The sequence below is a fragment of the Anabaena sp. UHCC 0399 genome (assembly GCF_034931465.1).
GTDB classification, from domain to species: Bacteria; Cyanobacteriota; Cyanobacteriia; order Cyanobacteriales; family Nostocaceae; genus Trichormus; species Trichormus minutissimus.
On the sequence record NZ_JAYGGZ010000026.1, the window covers coordinates 46,067 to 62,863 of the forward strand.

The following is a 16,797-nucleotide window of genomic DNA, read 5'->3' on the forward strand; positions in this document are numbered from 1 at the left end:
AGGACTCAGGACTCAGGACTCAGGACTCAGGACTCAGGACTCAGGACTCGTCCGCTTTGATTTTACCGATTTCTCCGACCCAACGACGGCGATCGCGATGTTCTAAAGTGAGAATATCTGATAAACTCCAGTGGAAATGAAAAGCAATACAGGCTACCTCCTCATCTAACATTTCTGAGGGGTAGCCAACTATTCCCCCGCTAAAGCTAACTCCACTTGAAACTGATTCTGACATTGGGGACACTGCACGGGAATGTAAGCATCACCTTGCTGATTAATGCGATTATAAAACTCTCGTAAATACGCCAAATCTTTAGAAAAAAGATTCTCCAATAAATCAGGAGTTATTTCTGTTAAATTACCCAATTTTATGATGACTCTTGATAATATCACAATCACACCATACCCAGAATTATCTTGAGCAGCGCGGTTTTTCTGCACTATAATTTCATCTTTAGCTGTAGCTAGACGCATCACACCATGACGATGTAAATTACCCTCTGCATCTACTAAACCTCTGGGTAGAATAAAATCAAATTCTGTTTGAATAATATAGTCATTAGTCATAAATTTAATTCATTAAATATTAATAGAAACTCTATACAATAGTATTCAAAAAAAGCTTGAAAAGTTCTATTCCTCATTCTTAAGATTATTGCTCTTCTAATTCATTAATCTGGCGATAAAATTGCTGTAAATAACTTAAATCGCAGGCGAAAAAGTTTTCAACTACCGCAGGTGTAACTTCGTCTAAAGCACCTAAACGAGTAATCACACGAGATAAAATAATCACCGTAGCATAAGCCGGATTTAATTTTACACGGGGGTCACGTAACGGTACAATTTCATCAATGGCTCTAGATAAACGCATTACTCCTTTACGGTGTAAATTCCCATCCTCATCAAGATAACCTTTAGGTAAAGTAAATTCAAACTCAGTTTGTAACATTCAATATTAAACTCAAGAGCATAAAAATTAACTGACTTTAACTCGTTTCAATTCTTCAACTACTACTTCTATCTCCTCAATTTCATGTTCACTACCATCAGCTTTAACATCAGAAATTATATAACTACTAGGCCAGGCATTTTTAAATTCTAATCTAAACTTTTCTTCAGCCGCTTGGTTGTAAAGCACTAAAGAACCATCGCGTCTTTGCTCACTCCAATTTCCTTCTTGGATAGCAGTTAACCAATTCCACATAGTCATAGAAATAGTTAAGCCACGGCGTAAAATTATGTTGGAATAAGTTATATTACCAGGAATTTTAGTGCGGACAATGCGACCATTAGCATTTCCGGCTTTACCCCAAGTTTGAGGTGTAACTTCTGATATTTCTATGACTTCTTGTGTAGTTTTAAACCCTTGACATTCCATAAAGTAGCCATCGATAGGTTCTTGGCTACCAGCAAGTTTTAATTCTAAATAAAAACGGCTATTAGTCAGGATTTCTGGAAAATCCGCCATCATTAATTACCTAATATTAGAACAAGGCAAAAGTAAAAATTACATCAAATAGGGTATGTTAAGGCGTGAAAATTTGAGAGTTACAGATAGTAGAAGTTAGCCGTAAGTAACGCACCGCATGATTGTGGTGCGTTACTCAGCACTCAGCACTCAGCACTGTTTACTTTTTGCGCTCAAAATAGGTGAAACCTACCGTAACTGTTTCTGTTAGTAAATCACCAGAACCGGCTGAAAAATCACTTGTTGCGTAGCTAGTAGGAAAGATATCTGTGAATTCGTACTGCACTTTTTCTTGTTCACCATCATAAATAGAGATTTTCCCTAATTTACGATTTTTACGTCCCTCTGCTTTACCTCCTGAAAGAGCTTCAGCATGACATTTATTATACCAGTCCAGCAATTGTTTAGATTCAGCAGTTGCGACACATTCGATAGTAATCTCAGAACATTCTACGCCACCAATGGTAGCTTGTGTTTGAGTTTTGCCATCTTTGGTAACACCGATAGGTGCGTCTCCACCAGCAACTACCATTTTCATTTGCATCCCACTAATTTTTTGAATTAAAATCTCAGTAAGTCCATCGGCTTCCCAGTAGAACTTGGCGTTAGAAATAAACTCTGGCATAAATTAAATCTCCCAAAATAGTTTCAGAATGGTTTGGATGAATCAGCTAGATTTTATGGTCAAATTCATGTTTTTCTGTTCATGTTTTCGCAAGTTAATGTATAAGTTTCTTCAATATAGTCATTACCATTTACGTCTAAATCCCCGATTTTATATTCAGAAGGCCAAGCTTCTTTTAACTCCCAACGCATTACCTCTTTTCCATCAGTATCATAGGCAGTAATAGAACCTGTTTTTTTACCTTCTGCCCATTTACCTTCACCCTTTTCGGTTTTAGGCATACACTTTTTAAACCAATCATACATTTTCTTGCTAGTGCTATCACTATCACCACTCATGAGGGTTGTCACCTCAATTGTGAATAGTCCTTCAAAACCAGCAGAGTTAATTTGTCGAACAGTAGTTCCACCTTTAGTAGACATTAAAGGTTTATCTTGACCTTTGACTTTAGCTTCAAATTTGACACCACCAACTTTGCTAAAAGCCATATCGGTCATGCCATCTATTTCAAAGTAAAAGTTACTGGCGGCAATCGGTTTCAGTTCGCTGGGCATATTTGCAACTCCTTAAATTAACAACAAGATTTGTTTTTGTATGGTTTTTACTAGCATTTGTTTGGTGGGGTGCGTTAGCCTGCGGCATAACACACCCTACAACTGATCAATTATTCAAAATTCAGTAACATATTCAAACTTAGAAACCTTTTAAAATTTAGATTTCTTCAATTTTGAATTTTGTTAGCGCAGCGTTAGCGAGTCATCTCCCAAAGGGAGACGCTAAGAGCGAACGAGCGTCATTTTGAATTGATATTACTGATTAGGAGACCATTGACTAAAGCGGAAGATAACAAACTCCGCCGGACGTACAGGACATACACCAACTTCGATATATAGACGACCCAACATCATAGTTTCGTGGGTGTTGATGCTAGCGTCACATTTGACGTAAAAGGCTTCCGCCGCCGTCGCACCAAATAAAGCACCTTCTCGCCAGAGTCTTTCTAAGAAGTTGCTAACGGTACGGCTGACACGCGCCCATAAATCTTGGTCGTTGGGTTCAAATACTACCCACTGAGTACCGAGTTCTACAGACTTTTCAATGTAGCTCATCAAGCGGCGGACGCTGATATAACGCCATTGCACATTGTCTGGTTCTACCAAAGTGCGTGCGCCCCAAATCCGAATACCTCGGTTGGGGAAGGTGCGGATACAGTTGATACCCAAGGGGTTGAGTAATTCTTGTTCGCGCAGGTTAGTCTCGTAGGCTAAACCGATAACACCTCTGGGTGTGTCGTTGGCTGGTGCTTTATAAACGCCACGTGTTTCATCGGTGCGACACCAAACGCCCAACATATGACCAGCTGGGGGAACGAGAATTGGTCTACCGCCGTTGCGAGGGTTGGGGACTTTAATCCAAGGATAGTAGAGAGCGGCAAATTGCGATCGCCTGTTAAATGCGCTCAACCACTGAGCAATATGTTGGGGCTTCACTTGGGTCGGGGGTACAGGCTCACCACCACCTTTGCAGGGGGGTGGGTCTAACACTACCATGCGGTTGGGAGCTGTGTTTTCGCACAAGCTGACCATTGTTTCCATAATCCCATGCACCTGATCCAGATCCAAGATGCCATCTTGATAGACGCGCATCAAGTCAGGACAAGCAATCATGGTCACTTCGTCGATTTCAAAGATACCTTGCATCCCGGTGCGATCGTCTCTTACACCCTGTACATCACGGGGAAAGCGATCGGGTGTGGAGACAACAGGGGGGGGACTTACTTCATAGAAGCCGTTAGCTGGACGGCGAGATAGGGGCTGTCCTGGTGTTTCTAGGTCTATCGCACTGACAAATTCTGACCCTTCTAAAGCTGTAACCGCATAAACACCGGCCTCAGCTTGCACTTGGGGGTTCATCGAGAGGTTGTCATACTCTTCTAGAACTTCCCCATTGCGGCTGATGGTGACTTTAAAAAATTCACCGGTGTTCAGGGGTGGTTCGGCGGCTGGGTCTGCTGGCGGAAGCGGTTCACTTTCGGTAATGACTACATTTAATCGTCCCCCCTCTGCGTTAGCATCCTCACCTTCTGCGGCTTTGATCGCCAACTGCAAAGAAGGACGATTCCCTGTGGTACGAATTTTTAGGGCTGTTTCATCGGCAGATGGTGCTTGTGAACCTGGTAATTTCGTCCCAATGCTGGCTATCCAACAACGTCCACCACCATTTAAAAACCAACCATTGACCGCAAAAGGCAAATAAGCATCAAAATCTGTATAGCCGTCAGAACCTTGTTTAGCGTAGTATTCTAGATATTCATTCCACGATGTCACCAACATCGGTTTAAATAATTCGGCATCACCGCGTATATCTTCGGTAAAGCCAATAAATCCAGCAATATTTGTACTCACGCCCTCAATGGGACGACTACCTCGATCTACTTCTTCGACGTAGACCCCAGGAGCAAAGTAATCTAATCTAGGCATAATTAGTCATTTTCCTGTAGTTGCTGAATAACGGTTCTTAGTCCTCTCTATCCATTTGCTCAGTGATGTCTGAGTAAAATTTCCTCATCACTATGAGTTAAAGGATCGCTTTGCCGATTAAAGGGAATTGTCAACGTCACATACAAAGCTGGACGTAATGGCACACCCAAAGCACTCCACAAAGCCGCAGCATCAATGGGATTAATGGCACAAACGGTCATCGACAGTTCACCGTGACCGCGTAACGCCGGAGCTAGCAACTCCTCTTGCAAACAATCGTGATGCAACAGTAGTATCAAGGCCTCTGACAGCAGACGTTGTTCCCCTAAACTGGTAAAGTCCCAAGCACTCACTAAAAAAGACACATCAAACCACCGAGGCGGCGGTAGAGGTTTTATTCCCTGTCTGGTATGTTGCTCTATGTAAACGTTTTCCTGAATGTTGTAACAATACAAATTCAGTCTGGGGTTTAGATTTTGGCTTATACCAGGGTGGCTAAAATCAATTTGCTCTGTACTAAGCAGAGAAATTCCACCAGCTAAAATTTCTGCTAAAGTCTGGGTAGCAGCTGGAATCATAGGACACAACAGCAGGGTTTCGGAGAATGCCCCCAAACGCCCCAAATCACTTTGATGAGTGTATTTGATGTCACCAAAATGAATGTGTGGTTGTGGGGATGTACTTACCAGAGTCCCTGATGCAGACCACAAAGTTGCGACTTTGCTATCTACACTAGGGGAACTTCAGTGCTTGCAGCACAAAATAAACCTTTAAATGAGGCTGGTTGGTTGATTTATAGTTTTGGGACTAAATGTTTATAGCTTAGAGATCCAGTCCGTTTGAAGTTATTAGACTTTGGTCGAGATTCTAAATAATTGTTGTAAATTTAAAAAATTCCATACCTGTGGAGTAAGCTAAAATCTGTCCGTAGTTATACAGTAAGAGTAACTATTTCTACTACAGGCAGATAATATCTGCAATGTGGTTAAGTCTGCGATGTTTCTGGCGATTCAACCGGAGAGTAAACGATGAAGGTTGCGACTCAAAAATTAACTGCTCCGACACTTCTACCTTCGTCCATGCAAAATCTACCCAATAATTTATCGGTAGTCGATGTTAGCAAGATTTGCCAACTGATTGTGCAACAGTTAGCAACTTTATTACCGACTAGGGCTGTATGGACGTTATATCAAAACTTAGATACAGGCAAACGCGAATTTGTGGCACATTCTGCTGCCATAAATAATAGTAGTTTGACATCTAGCCAATCTCAAATTATTACATATCTGCAACAAGAAAAATGGTTATTAAATGATTTATCTTTTCTTAAAGTAACTCAACTAAATTTAGTCAACGAGTATCAAGTCTATGTTTGCTGTGTAGGAGAAGAGAAGGCGATCGCCTCAGAGTACATCTTAATTTGTACAGATGAATTACTCACAACTCAACAGCAACAAGGGTTTCTAGGCAACGCTCAGATTTTGAGTCAATATTTAGCGATGTCTAAAGAGCGATCGCATCACCTTGACCAAATTAATACTTTATCTCAGGCGTGCGGCAAAATCGAACATCAACTGCGAAATCCTTTAGCATTAATTAATCTTTATGCTGAAAATCTCCGTTTAGCTTTGCCAGATAATGCTTTACAAGCACAAGCCTTAGTAATTCGCCAAACAGTCGATGAGTTGAGTGCTAAGTTAACAGACTTACTCTATTACGGGCAGAAAGCAAAATTACATATTCAATTACACAATTTACAAACAATTATTGCTGAATGTATCAAATCGTTAGAACCTAGCTTAAAAGAAAAAAATATCACAATATCCCATCCTGCTAAAGCTCTCAAGGTGAAAGTTGATAGTTGGCAGATGAAACAGGTATTTGATAACTTATTGGGCAATGCCATTCATTTTAGCCCCCCAGGTGGAACAGTAACCTGTGATTGGCGGATTTATAGAAATGAAGTATTAATAGAAATTTGCGATCGCGGTTCGGGAATTTCGGAAACAGACTTGAAGCAAATATTTAAACCCTATTATTCTCGGCGAGTCGGCGGTACAGGATTAGGACTAGCGATCGCCCAAAAGATTATTCTCGACCACAAAGGCAACTTATGGGCAGAAAATCTCCCCGAAGGCGGCGCGCAATTCTCTTTTACTTTACCGAGATAGGGAATTGGGCAAGAAAAAGTCAGCCATGCTTTTTTCCAGTCCCCAAAATTTCTTTAATTTTGAATTTTGCGAAAAGTTCTGTAGGCGGGTTTCCCGCCGTAGGAACGCCACTTGCTACAAGCCGGGAAACCCGTCCAACGCAGTGGCTCAACTTTTCAAGACGAATTTTGAATTGATTTGTCCCCAGGTCAGCTACCATGAACGCCAAAAAAGAACCTATTTCCATTCTGCTTGTCGATGACGAACCACATTTTCGGCAAGGAATACGTACCTTATTAAACTTTTATAACAACAGCAGTTATTTAGGCTTTAATGTAGTAGGTGAAGCGGCTTCTGTAGAACAAGCCGTGAAATTAACTACCGAACAACACCCCGCTTTAATTTTGTTGGATTTAGAATTACCTCCAGAAGATGGTATTACTGCTTTAATGCGGTTAGCAGAAATATCTTATAACGGCAAAGTTCTCATATTATCAGCACACCAACAAGATGAATGGGTGTTTAAAGCCATGCAAGCCGGTGCTTGGGGTTATGTTTTTAAAGACAAAATAGCCACCCAATTATGTGAAGCCATTAATACGGTTGTTGAGAACAAAGTCTATTTACCCCCAGAAGTAGCAACCGCCTTTTTTCGCTTGTTTCATTACTATACTGGACAATCTCTTGTTGCCAGTGCTGGAGTTCACCTAACTGAAAGAGAACGGGAGGTACTCAACTGGTTAGTTCAAGGAGCATCTAACGAACAAATTGCCTCTCATCTTTATATTACAGTTGCCACTGTTAAAGCTCACTTAACTGCCATATTTGACAAATTAAGTGTTACTAGTCGTACTCAAGCAATTGTTAAAGCCTTAAAGTTGGGTTTGGTTTGCCCCTAAAATAATTCGTAATTCGTAGTTCGTAATTTGTAATTCGTAACACCTCTATGCAGTGATCGGTTACGTAATACTCGCCTTCGGCTATAAGCTAGCTACGTAATTGGTTCTGAGGCTTTTAGGTGATTAAATGAGGAGAAATTCAAAACTATAGACTATGGACTATAGACTAAAGACTCATGACTATGGACTAATGACTAACGACTAATAACTAATCACCAATGAGTAATTATTTAGCCATTGCGACTGTGACGGCAACTTTGCAAAGAAGCTTGCAAGCCAGTATACAAATAGATGTAGATGGTGCTAGGGTGACAACTGTTAGACCCGATCGCCTGAATAGTGGTTCACCGGAAGCTGGTGTAAATATTTACCTATATGATATTTTACTCAATCCGGCTTGGCGGAGTGCAGATTTAAGACAACGCCATTCAGAAGAAAAGTATACCAAGCGATCGCAAACTGGTTTGGATCTCTACTACTTACTAACTTGCTACGGTAACGATGTCGAGTTAGAACCGCAACGCCTGATGGGTAGCATTATTCGCACCTTTAATAGCAAATCTAATATTACCCAAGAGGTAATTCGGGAGACGGTAGCAGATTCAACCTTGACATTTTTGGCAGATTCTGATTTAGCTGAACAAGTAGAGACAATCTCTATCACTCCCGTTGATTTGAATGTTGAAGAAATATCAAAAATTTGGTCGGTATTTTTCCAGACACCATATTGTTTATCAATTGCGTATAAAACAAGTGTTGTCTTAATTGATGCGGGTGAGATACCCAAAAAACCCCTACCAGTACGCAATCTCCAGCGTCATGTTACACCATACCAACCAGCGATCGCTCAAATCAAAGTCCAAGAGGAACTATCTCAAGTCTGGCAAACACAGCTAGCTGCAACCCCCTTGATTCTGGCTACCAGCACCTTAATCATAAAAGGCAATAAATTAAGCGCAGATATTACTCAAGTCCGCATCGGTGATGTGACGGTAACACCTCAAACAGTTACAGACAAACAAATTACTCTAAATCTCTCCTCCATACCCATAGAATCCTTACGCGCCGGGATGCAGAGTGTACAAGTTATTCATCCCCAGCAACGAGTTAGCTCAAATTTAGTCCCAATATTGTTGCGTCCAACCATCGAAGAAATCACAGTATCTAATTTAGAAGGTAGGGGAAGTGATTTGCAATCGGCTGATATCACTGTACAAGTTAATTTCACAATTGGTAAAGCCCAGCAAGTAACTTTAATCCTCACGGAACTCTCACTCACACAATTTACAGGATATTCCTACGAGCAAACCAAAAATCGGCGTAATAGTTCCCACATACTCACCTTTGCAGTCAACGACTGTGCGCCAGGAACTTACCTAGCGCGTTTAGTAGTAGACGGTGCGGAAAGTCTCTTAACAGTCGATACAGATTCTAATAGTTCGACTTTTGAGCAGTATATCGCCCCTGTTGTAGTCATTTCCTGAGCATTCATTATCTCTACTCAGCCTAGAATGAAAGTGTTCACTCAGCCATAGCATCATGAACAGCCAATCTTTGTACACTGTCACCGATGAAGAACTAATGCTGATGAGTTCGCAAAATCCAGAACTCCGTTTTGAACGTAATGCTGATGGAACTATAGAAACTATGCCACCAACCGGGGGAATTTCTGGCAATCGAGAGATAAAAGCAGGTGCTTATTTACTAGTTTGGGTAGAAAGTCAGGATTTAGGCGAAGTTTTTGGGACGAGTACAGGTTTTAGATTAGCAAATACTGCGGTGCGATCGCCTGATGCTGCTTTCGTAGCTAAAGGACGCTTACCAGAAAATTGGGATCACCAAGAAGATGGATTTATCAATCTAGCACCCGACTTTGTAATTGAAATTCGTTCAAAAAATGACAGCTTGACAAAACTCAAAACCAAAATGGCAGAATACATCACCAATGGTGTGCAATTGGGATGGTTAATTGATCGTCAAAATCAGCAAGCTTTAGTTTATCGTCGTGATGGTTCGATTACCTCGTATCCAGCCACAACAATTTTAAGCTGTGAAGATATTTTACCTGGATTTACATTGCCTTTAGCAAAACTATTGTAAAGGAATTATTGCTGATGACGCTATCAAGTCAGGTATACTCTCACCTTTCCTTGGATGAGTTTTTGCAATTACCAGAAACTAAGCCAGCTAGCGAATATATCAATGGACGCATTTATCAAAAACCAATGCCTCAAGGAAAACATAGCAGGATTCAAACTGAGTTATCATCTAAAATTAATCAACTTGGTACATCTCAAAAGATAGCTTTAGCATTAACCGAGTTACGCTGTACATTTGCTGGACGTTCCTTAGTTCCAGACATTGCCGTATTTGAGTGGTCACGCCTTCCAACTGATGAAGATGGAGAGATTGCCAATAGGTTTGAAAGTTACCCAGATTGGACTATTGAAATTTTATCACCAGACCAAGCTCCTAATCGGGTAATTAATAAAATTATTTTCTGTATTAATCATGGTACAAAATTAGGTTGGTTTATTGACCCAAATGATAAATCGGTGTTGGTATTTCAACCAAATCAGTTGCCAGTAGTGAAATATGATACTGATATTTTAACTGTTCTTGATGTATTAGGAGAATGGCAAATAAAAGCAGCAGATATTTTTAGTTGGTTGAAAGTGAAATAATTAAACTGACTATACGGTTAATTCAGAGTTATTAGCAGTAGCAGTAACGCTACTATCTGTCTTATCAACAACAGTAACGGTTAATTTTAATCTCAAGTCTATATTTTGCTTTGCGATCCGCAGTGAATCAAAGCATTCATCAAAAGGAATCTTGCTATCAGGCTTTATAGAACCCATTTGGGATCTATGAAGTAGCTAACCGTTTGAGCATAAGTCTGACAAAGCAGAGATGAATTTTAGTCGTCGCATTCGCCAAAGTTCTTTCAAAATTTTTGACCAAGCTTTTACAGCGTTCCATCCAAGCATTACTTCTTTCAATGACCCATCTGGCTTTAACCGGCCTCACTTCTTGCACCTGGAAAACTGGATGTCAAAACCATGACTAAGTGCAAGGGGAGTTAGCCGTTAAATGTCAAGTAAAAGTAGATACACAACTATATGAGGAAAAATAGACTCAAGGGCAGTTTGTGCAGCCTGACCCCAATCAGGTGGTGATGTTGAGTGAGTATGTAGATAAGTCCAATGAGCGATGAGATAAGCGGACAGAGAAAGAATCAGCCAGCGATACATACCCAGTAAAGTTCCTTGCCCAAAGCGATGCAAACCAAAACGATGCTTTGCGGTTTTAAACCAACCCTCAATTTGCCATCGACGCTTACCCCACCATTTGAGAGTAGAAGCTTTAATTGGACGGATAGACAAAACAAAACGTTTTTCTAATTTGCCGTTATCGCGCTTTAAGTAATACCAAGAAACAGTAACAGGAAACTTTAAACCAAACAAATAAATTTGTTGCCCCTGTTGATGTAAACGTCTTAGAAGTCTGCCATCGGCTAATTTACGACTAATAGATACACCTGTAACAACATGATATTTTAGACGACGCACACCTTCAAGAAATTCTATACTCCCAAAGGCTGTATCAGCTAAAATAATTGTCTGGAAGTGTTGAGTTAAAGATTGAGGTAAACGTTTAACTAATTTCAGCCCAAGTTGTGCCGGTGAAGGTGTCCCCTTACCTCTCCAAACTCGAAAATTCCTTCGCGTAGCGTCTCCGTAAGGAGAAGGGATACGCCATCTACCTACAACTAAATAAACAACAACTATATGTAGACCACGCTTGCCATTATAAACTCTAATTAAGTCACCAAATGCTGAAAATTTACCGCGCTTTTCTAAAGTTGTTAAGTCAATAATGACTTGTAAAAAAGGTTTTCGCCCTGGAGTTGATGACGATAATATCTTTAAAACTGCTTCTAATGCGTGGTGACGAATTACCCTAATCATTTTCTTTGTTGACCAAGGGTTTATGTTTAAAAATCGGCTGATTGCGCTTGGAGATTTTGTCTGGCTGTGTTCGGGTAATGGGTGTCCTTGTGCCTCTAAAAATAAAGTCAGCATCGCTTCTAAATTATCTTTCTGATACTGCGTCGGCATCAATTCTTTGAGGGTGTAAACTAAATTTTGGGCGTGGGCAAGCATTTTTCTTGCTTTTTATCAAAATACATTTCACGCCCTTTCTCTTATGTTTTGAGACAAATATGCAATCATCTCTATGCTCAGGTCAAACAGCCTCTGCATTCAGCTATCTCGCATCCTCTGTATTAATTACATCGGTTAAGTTCTTTTTGAAACAAAACCTACTTATTCGAGTATATTCACCTGCTGTTACACTTAAACAATGGTTTCTCTGGCTTGTGCGTGTGACTACGGTTGGTGCAAGAAATGAGTTACCTTTGTTTCTTTCACCCTTCCCGCAGGTGCGCCTTCCTTGGAGACTCACGTTAATCCAGTATGTCTTTAGGGAGGATATACTGCACAAATAATCCCCACCGGAGGGCTAATATATGTTAAGAAAAATGCGACTAATACATAGATCCCGGCTGAACCCCCTAATGGTCGAAATAAAGTAAATAACTGTACCTTATGTAGATATATCTCCTTGTTCCACTTCGTCTTTGGCATATATGTAGTTTTCTGGATTTGTAACTAATTAACATTTATGTTGCAATTGTTTTGGTTGTGATTTAGTTCAAAACCTTTTTAGAAAAATTCTGGTTTTAGGGAAACAATCTCTTAACAGAGAGCTTTGAAGTGTATATGTTTTTAATAGCTCAGGGCAATAATCTTTAGCAATAACCAGCAAACGCTAGATATTAACAGCCTAATTATAATAGTCAGGCATATTAGAAATGAACAGTGATAAGTCTAATGAAATGTGCCTTAGCAGCGGTTGTCAGCAGGCAGAGTCAGCACTGCAACAGAAGGTTGAGTGGCTACGACTGTTGATGGCAATAGCAACACGCATCCGCCAGAGTTTGAGTCTGGATGAGGTTTTGAACATTACTGTAACTGAAGTACGGCAGTTTCTCCGAGCAGACCGAGTATTTATGTATCGCTTTGGCCCAGACTACAGTGGCGTTGTGGTGGTGGAATCTGTTGATGAAAATTGGAAATCCGTTCTGAATGCTAAAGTCCAAGACACTTACTTTATGGAAACCAAAGGTGAGGAGTACAGACAAGGACGCATTCAAGCTGTAGAAGATATTTATATAGCAGGTCTTACTGAATGCCACTGCAATTTACTTGCTCAATTTCAGGTCAGGGCCAACTTGGCAGTCCCTATCTTGCAAGGAGAAAATTTGTGGGGATTATTAGTTGCCAACCAGTGTACGGCACCTCGACAGTGGCAGAGGTGGGAAATTGAATTGCTTGAGCAATTGGCAACACAAGTAGGCATTGCCATCCAACAATCTCAACTGCATGAGCAGGTACAATCCGAACTTGCTGAACGCAAGCAAGCGGAACAAAAAATTAAAGAACAAGCTGCTCTACTTGATATCACTACTGACGCAATTTTAGTCCGAGATTTAAAAAGCAAAATTTTATTCTGGAATCAAGGTGCCGAGCGTCTCTACGGTTGGCAAGCTGATGAGATTTTGGGACACAACGCCGAAGAGCTTTTGTACAAAGAAACTTCACCGCAACTAGAAGCGGCTCGTCAAGATGCCCTTAACTGTGGCTCATGGCAAGGTGAGTTAGATAAAGTAACAAAATTTGGTCAGTCCATTATTGTCGAAAGCCGCTGGACACTAATGTATGATGAAGCGTCCCAACCAAAATCTATCCTTAGTGTTGACACTGACATTACTGAGAAAAAACAGCTTCAAGCCCAATTTCTCCGTACCCAGCGTTTAGAAAGTCTCGGCACGCTAGCTAGTGGCATTGCCCACGACATGAACAACATCTTAACACCAATTATGCTTTCGGCTCAAATGTTAACGCCTAAACTGACTCATTTCGATGCGCGGCATAAGCAAATGCTCTTAGTTATACAAGATAACTCTAAACGTGCAGCTGATTTGGTCAAGCAAATTATGACATTTTCACATGGTTCTCAAAAACAGGGCGTTTCTTTAGAAATAGAACCTTTACTGTTGGAAATTGAGCAAATCGTCCACAGCACATTTCCGAAATCTATCCAAATTAGGAAGAATCTACCCAAGCAAAACCTCTGGACTATCAAAGCAGATTATACTCAAATTCATCAAGTATTAATGAACCTATGCGTCAACGCTCGTGATGCCATGCCCAAAGGTGGCACGCTGGAGATTTCTGCAAACAACTTCTTCGCTGATGAAAACTTTGCCAGGATGAAGTTGGATGCTAGGGTTGGACTTTATCTGGTCATTACTATAAAAGATACAGGATTTGGTATTCCTCCACACATTTTAGAGCGCATTTTTGAACCCTTTTTTACAACTAAAGAATTGGGCAAAGGTACAGGCCTAGGTCTTTCTACTGTGATTGGCATTGTCAAAAAATACGGTGGGTTTATTAGCGTGGAGAGCGTTGTAAGCGAAGGCACTCAATTTCAGGTGTACTTGCCCGCTTTCAAGGAAAGCATAAACCAACAAGCAGAAACTTCTCCTTTACCCGACGGCAATGGAGAATTGATTTTAGTTGTAGATGATGAAGCTGCCATTCTGGAGATTACTAAAACTTCCTTAGAAGACTCCAACTATAGAATTTTGACTGCTAGTAATGGCATTGAGGCGATCTCATTATATGCCGAACACAAGAATCAAATCAGCATGGTATTAATGGATATAATGATGCCCGGTATGGATGGGTTAACCGCTATCAGTATCATGCAGCAGATGAATCCACAAGTCAAGATTGTTGCTATCAGCGGCATCTCAATGAGCAGCCAGGTTGCCGCATCTGCTAAGGTCGATGTCAATGTTTTTTTGCACAAACCTTACACTATCAGCCAATTATTATGTGTTATTAATAGCCTTTTGAACTCTGCGATTGAGATTTCATAATTTCACTATAGAACCCATTTGGGATCTATAGTCAATATGAATTGTCAACATTTCAATCAGCCCTTGGTCATCAGAAATATTCGCCTGGGTACAGTGAGTAAAAAAGGGAAAGCCGAGAATATCTACAGCTAGATGCCTTTTTATACCGTTTGTGGACTTATAAAAACAAAACCCCTTGGTTTCAATACTAGCGTTACAAGTATTTTTGACTGCTTGGGAATCGATCATGATCAAGGTAGTCCAAACAGGCTTTCTTCCTTCTTTTTCTCGGATTCTTTGATGTAAAATCTCCATGATATCCTCGATAAATCCATCACTTCGCCACTGCTTGTAATGCCAAAATACTGTGGAATAGGGGGGTAAATCCTTCGGTAAATCAGCCCAATTACAGCCATTTTTCAGCTGGTAAAAGTTGCCATCTAAAATTTGTCTTTTACTCCATGTAGGTGGACGAGTCAGCTTCTTTTTAGGTAATAATGGTTCAATAATTAACCACTCTTCATCTGTTAACCTGCTTAAATACACGAGTAATAAAAAATACTGTTATTTGAACAGTATACTAGATCCCAAATGGGTTCTATATACCTGAACTTCTCGCGGTTGTGCTTCCATAATTTAATTTTAAAGCTGCGGCGATCGTACTGTTTTTTACAAGCTCATACTTTACGTTGACAAGCGTTATCCATCATTTCTTTTGCCAGTGGATGATAACCATTGTTATTTAAAAATCCTAAAAGCGACTCTCTTACCTGATAACTAATAGCCTCACCTGTTGTCACTAGCCTAGCAAAGTGTTCACAATTCCATCCTAAAATACCATAATGCCATTCTTTAAAAAGTTCGTAAGCAATTAAGCATCTAGCTAAAATTTCCTCTCTATCTAATAATTTTATATGTTTGGCTTTCTGAGCATCTTTAGGAATAAGAAAAACAGCAAAACCATTACCACCAAAATTAAAAGCATAGGTATCAGAAATAGTTATGTGGTAATGCAGTAAAAAATCTGTGCCGCTTTCTCCATGATAAATAAGCAATCCTGCATTAGCACTGTCATAGTCAACATGAACATTAAATTGACTGATAATGTTATCTATTTTGGGAGAAACGACTATAGTATTGGCAATAGAGCTTAAATTGGTGTATTGAATATTCAGAAGTGATAACCATTCTTTGGTTGACTGAGGGCGACTCTCTGGTTTTATCTCCATGCCCTTTATAATTGCTTGATTCACTTTATCGCTAATACTTGGATTAATATTTTTCGGTTGAGTTAACACATTACCAATAGCTCTGAGCGGTGCTATTGTGGGGATTTCACCAGTTAATAAAGAATATAATGTTGCTGCCAAGGCATAAACATCTGTGTAAGCACCCCGTTTTGTTCTTTTGTCATATTGCTCAATTGGCGCAAAACCATCAGATAACATTTGTGTGTGAGTCTGCGTCAAATTCGGGCTAAACTCACGGGCAATACCAAAATCAATTAACACAGCTTCTGTTTTACCAGAACGCAGCATTATATTTTGTGGCTTGATATCCCGATGCAGTAGTCCATTATTATGAACCACTATCAACGCTTCACCAATCTGCTGAATGTAACGCAATGCTTCCGCTTCTGACAAAACGCCTTGATTTTCTACCCGACTCGCTAAATTTTCTCCATCGATGTATTCCATCACCATGCACCACAAGTCACCCTCTTGAATTACCTCATCAATTCCGACAATATGGGGATGGTTACATTTCGCTAGTTTGATTGCCTCATTTAAAAAATCTTGCTGAAACTTGGCAAAGTCGGGACGGCGTTGCACTTGATCATTCAAAGTTTTGATCACAACCAAACGTCCATAATTATCTTTGGCTCGATAAGTTATACCAAAGCCACCTTTGCCTAATTCGTGTTCGAGAGTGTACTTACCACCTTGCAATTGCTGCCCTGAAGCCCAAGCCATTGTTCACCAGCTAATAAACTTGGTGTTAATTTTTGCACATTTGTTAAATAAATTTCCTGAGACAAGTTGATGACCGATGTTTATGTAAAGTAGAAACCTACTAAATTCCACAGGCAGCCTGATTTTATCAACCTCAGCCACATTTACAAAGACCTGTAGAATTGTGACAATTACGCTAGAATTATTAAAGCTTCTTTACAGAATTTGCTGA

At 40.2% G+C, this 16,797-nt stretch carries 17 protein-coding genes and 1 pseudogene; 6 read left to right on the forward strand and 12 right to left on the reverse strand.

Features of this window, described 5'->3' with window-relative positions:
• Positions 1 to 40: 40 nt before the first annotated feature.
• From VB693_RS15375 to VB693_RS15410, 8 genes are all read right to left on the reverse strand, one after another.
• A complete protein-coding gene (locus VB693_RS15375; protein ID WP_323267020.1) occupies positions 41 to 235 on the reverse strand; it encodes a DUF6760 family protein in 195 nt (64 codons plus the stop codon).
• Positions 190 to 567 carry a phage tail assembly protein gene (locus VB693_RS15380; RefSeq protein WP_323267021.1) on the reverse strand — a complete coding sequence of 126 codons (378 nt, stop codon included), beginning with the start codon at positions 565 to 567 and terminating at the stop codon, positions 190 to 192. The genes VB693_RS15375 and VB693_RS15380 overlap by 46 nt, the downstream gene beginning before the upstream one ends.
• Positions 568 to 652: 85 nt before the next feature.
• Positions 653 to 949, reverse strand: a complete 297-nt coding sequence (locus VB693_RS15385) for a hypothetical protein (protein WP_190699488.1) — start codon at positions 947 to 949, stop codon at positions 653 to 655.
• 27 nt (positions 950 to 976) lie between these two features.
• Positions 977 to 1,471, reverse strand: a complete 495-nt coding sequence (locus VB693_RS15390; protein WP_323267022.1) for a phage tail protein — start codon at positions 1,469 to 1,471, stop codon at positions 977 to 979.
• Between the two features lie 157 nt (positions 1,472 to 1,628).
• Positions 1,629 to 2,093 (reverse strand): phage tail protein, encoded by a 465-nt coding sequence (locus VB693_RS15395; RefSeq protein ID WP_323267023.1) that lies wholly within the window; start codon positions 2,091 to 2,093, stop codon positions 1,629 to 1,631.
• Positions 2,094 to 2,158: 65 nt separating this feature from the next.
• The gene (locus tag VB693_RS15400) at positions 2,159 to 2,647 is read right to left on the reverse strand and encodes a phage tail protein (RefSeq protein WP_190699496.1); all 489 of its coding nucleotides are present in this window, start codon (positions 2,645 to 2,647) and stop codon (positions 2,159 to 2,161) included.
• Between the two features lie 255 nt (positions 2,648 to 2,902).
• The gene (locus tag VB693_RS15405) at positions 2,903 to 4,573 is read right to left on the reverse strand and encodes a phage tail sheath family protein (RefSeq protein WP_323267024.1); all 1,671 of its coding nucleotides are present in this window, start codon (positions 4,571 to 4,573) and stop codon (positions 2,903 to 2,905) included.
• A gap of 59 nt (positions 4,574 to 4,632) precedes the next feature.
• The gene (locus VB693_RS15410; protein ID WP_323267025.1) at positions 4,633 to 5,283 is read right to left on the reverse strand and encodes a Pvc16 family protein; all 651 of its coding nucleotides are present in this window, start codon (positions 5,281 to 5,283) and stop codon (positions 4,633 to 4,635) included.
• A 318-nt stretch (positions 5,284 to 5,601) separates the two neighbouring features.
• On the opposite strand from VB693_RS15410, the gene VB693_RS15415 reads away from it, so the two are divergent.
• From VB693_RS15415 to VB693_RS15435, 5 genes are all read left to right on the forward strand, one after another.
• Positions 5,602 to 6,744 (forward strand): HAMP domain-containing sensor histidine kinase, encoded by a 1,143-nt coding sequence (locus VB693_RS15415; RefSeq protein WP_323267026.1) that lies wholly within the window; start codon positions 5,602 to 5,604, stop codon positions 6,742 to 6,744.
• Positions 6,745 to 6,941: 197 nt separating this feature from the next.
• A complete protein-coding gene (locus VB693_RS15420) occupies positions 6,942 to 7,622 on the forward strand; it encodes a response regulator transcription factor (protein ID WP_323267027.1) in 681 nt (226 codons plus the stop codon).
• A 218-nt stretch (positions 7,623 to 7,840) separates the two neighbouring features.
• Positions 7,841 to 9,106 carry a DUF4255 domain-containing protein gene (locus VB693_RS15425; RefSeq protein ID WP_323267028.1) on the forward strand — a complete coding sequence of 422 codons (1,266 nt, stop codon included), beginning with the start codon at positions 7,841 to 7,843 and terminating at the stop codon, positions 9,104 to 9,106.
• A 55-nt stretch (positions 9,107 to 9,161) separates the two neighbouring features.
• A complete protein-coding gene (locus tag VB693_RS15430) occupies positions 9,162 to 9,722 on the forward strand; it encodes a Uma2 family endonuclease (protein ID WP_323267029.1) in 561 nt (186 codons plus the stop codon).
• A gap of 14 nt (positions 9,723 to 9,736) precedes the next feature.
• Complete coding sequence (locus tag VB693_RS15435) at positions 9,737 to 10,306, forward strand: Uma2 family endonuclease (RefSeq protein ID WP_323267030.1); 570 nt, start codon at positions 9,737 to 9,739, stop codon at positions 10,304 to 10,306.
• A gap of 9 nt (positions 10,307 to 10,315) precedes the next feature.
• Here VB693_RS15435 and VB693_RS15440 read toward each other — a convergent pair whose 3' ends face one another.
• Together VB693_RS15440 and VB693_RS15450 are read right to left on the reverse strand one after the other, a co-directional pair.
• Entirely contained in the window at positions 10,316 to 10,483 is a 168-nt protein-coding gene (locus VB693_RS15440) for a hypothetical protein (protein WP_323267031.1), read from the reverse strand.
• A gap of 231 nt (positions 10,484 to 10,714) precedes the next feature.
• Positions 10,715 to 11,788, reverse strand: a pseudogene (locus VB693_RS15450) (transposase); the annotation flags it as partial.
• Positions 11,789 to 12,522: 734 nt separating this feature from the next.
• On the opposite strand from VB693_RS15450, the gene VB693_RS15455 reads away from it, so the two are divergent.
• Positions 12,523 to 14,634, forward strand: coding sequence for a GAF domain-containing protein (locus tag VB693_RS15455; protein WP_323267033.1), 2,112 nt, complete (start codon positions 12,523 to 12,525; stop codon positions 14,632 to 14,634).
• Here the strand turns inward: VB693_RS15455 and VB693_RS15460 are convergent.
• Together VB693_RS15460 and VB693_RS15465 are read right to left on the reverse strand one after the other, a co-directional pair.
• Entirely contained in the window at positions 14,629 to 15,159 is a 531-nt protein-coding gene (locus VB693_RS15460; protein ID WP_323267034.1) for an IS5 family transposase, read from the reverse strand. The genes VB693_RS15455 and VB693_RS15460 overlap by 6 nt on opposite strands.
• A 131-nt stretch (positions 15,160 to 15,290) precedes the next feature.
• A complete protein-coding gene (locus VB693_RS15465; RefSeq protein WP_323267035.1) occupies positions 15,291 to 16,586 on the reverse strand; it encodes a serine/threonine-protein kinase in 1,296 nt (431 codons plus the stop codon).
• Positions 16,587 to 16,797: the final 211 nt, after the last annotated feature.

Coding starts and splice junctions, on each gene's coding strand:
- VB693_RS15435 (WP_323267030.1), top strand. CDS start 9,737: ATGACGCTATCAAGTCAGGTATACTCTCACCTTTCCTTGGATGAGTTT.
- VB693_RS15415 (WP_323267026.1), top strand. CDS start 5,602: ATGAAGGTTGCGACTCAAAAATTAACTGCTCCGACACTTCTACCTTCG.
- VB693_RS15455 (WP_323267033.1), top strand. CDS start 12,523: ATGTGCCTTAGCAGCGGTTGTCAGCAGGCAGAGTCAGCACTGCAACAG.
- VB693_RS15375 (WP_323267020.1), bottom strand. CDS start 235: ATGTCAGAATCAGTTTCAAGTGGAGTTAGCTTTAGCGGGGGAATAGTT.
- VB693_RS15380 (WP_323267021.1), bottom strand. CDS start 567: ATGACTAATGACTATATTATTCAAACAGAATTTGATTTTATTCTACCC.
- VB693_RS15440 (WP_323267031.1), bottom strand. CDS start 10,483: ATGGGTTCTATAAAGCCTGATAGCAAGATTCCTTTTGATGAATGCTTT.
- VB693_RS15400 (WP_190699496.1), bottom strand. CDS start 2,647: ATGCCCAGCGAACTGAAACCGATTGCCGCCAGTAACTTTTACTTTGAA.
- VB693_RS15405 (WP_323267024.1), bottom strand. CDS start 4,573: ATGCCTAGATTAGATTACTTTGCTCCTGGGGTCTACGTCGAAGAAGTA.
- VB693_RS15465 (WP_323267035.1), bottom strand. CDS start 16,586: ATGGCTTGGGCTTCAGGGCAGCAATTGCAAGGTGGTAAGTACACTCTC.
- VB693_RS15385 (WP_190699488.1), bottom strand. CDS start 949: ATGTTACAAACTGAGTTTGAATTTACTTTACCTAAAGGTTATCTTGAT.
- VB693_RS15430 (WP_323267029.1), top strand. CDS start 9,162: ATGAACAGCCAATCTTTGTACACTGTCACCGATGAAGAACTAATGCTG.
- VB693_RS15420 (WP_323267027.1), top strand. CDS start 6,942: ATGAACGCCAAAAAAGAACCTATTTCCATTCTGCTTGTCGATGACGAA.
- VB693_RS15390 (WP_323267022.1), bottom strand. CDS start 1,471: ATGATGGCGGATTTTCCAGAAATCCTGACTAATAGCCGTTTTTATTTA.
- VB693_RS15425 (WP_323267028.1), top strand. CDS start 7,841: ATGAGTAATTATTTAGCCATTGCGACTGTGACGGCAACTTTGCAAAGA.
- VB693_RS15395 (WP_323267023.1), bottom strand. CDS start 2,093: ATGCCAGAGTTTATTTCTAACGCCAAGTTCTACTGGGAAGCCGATGGA.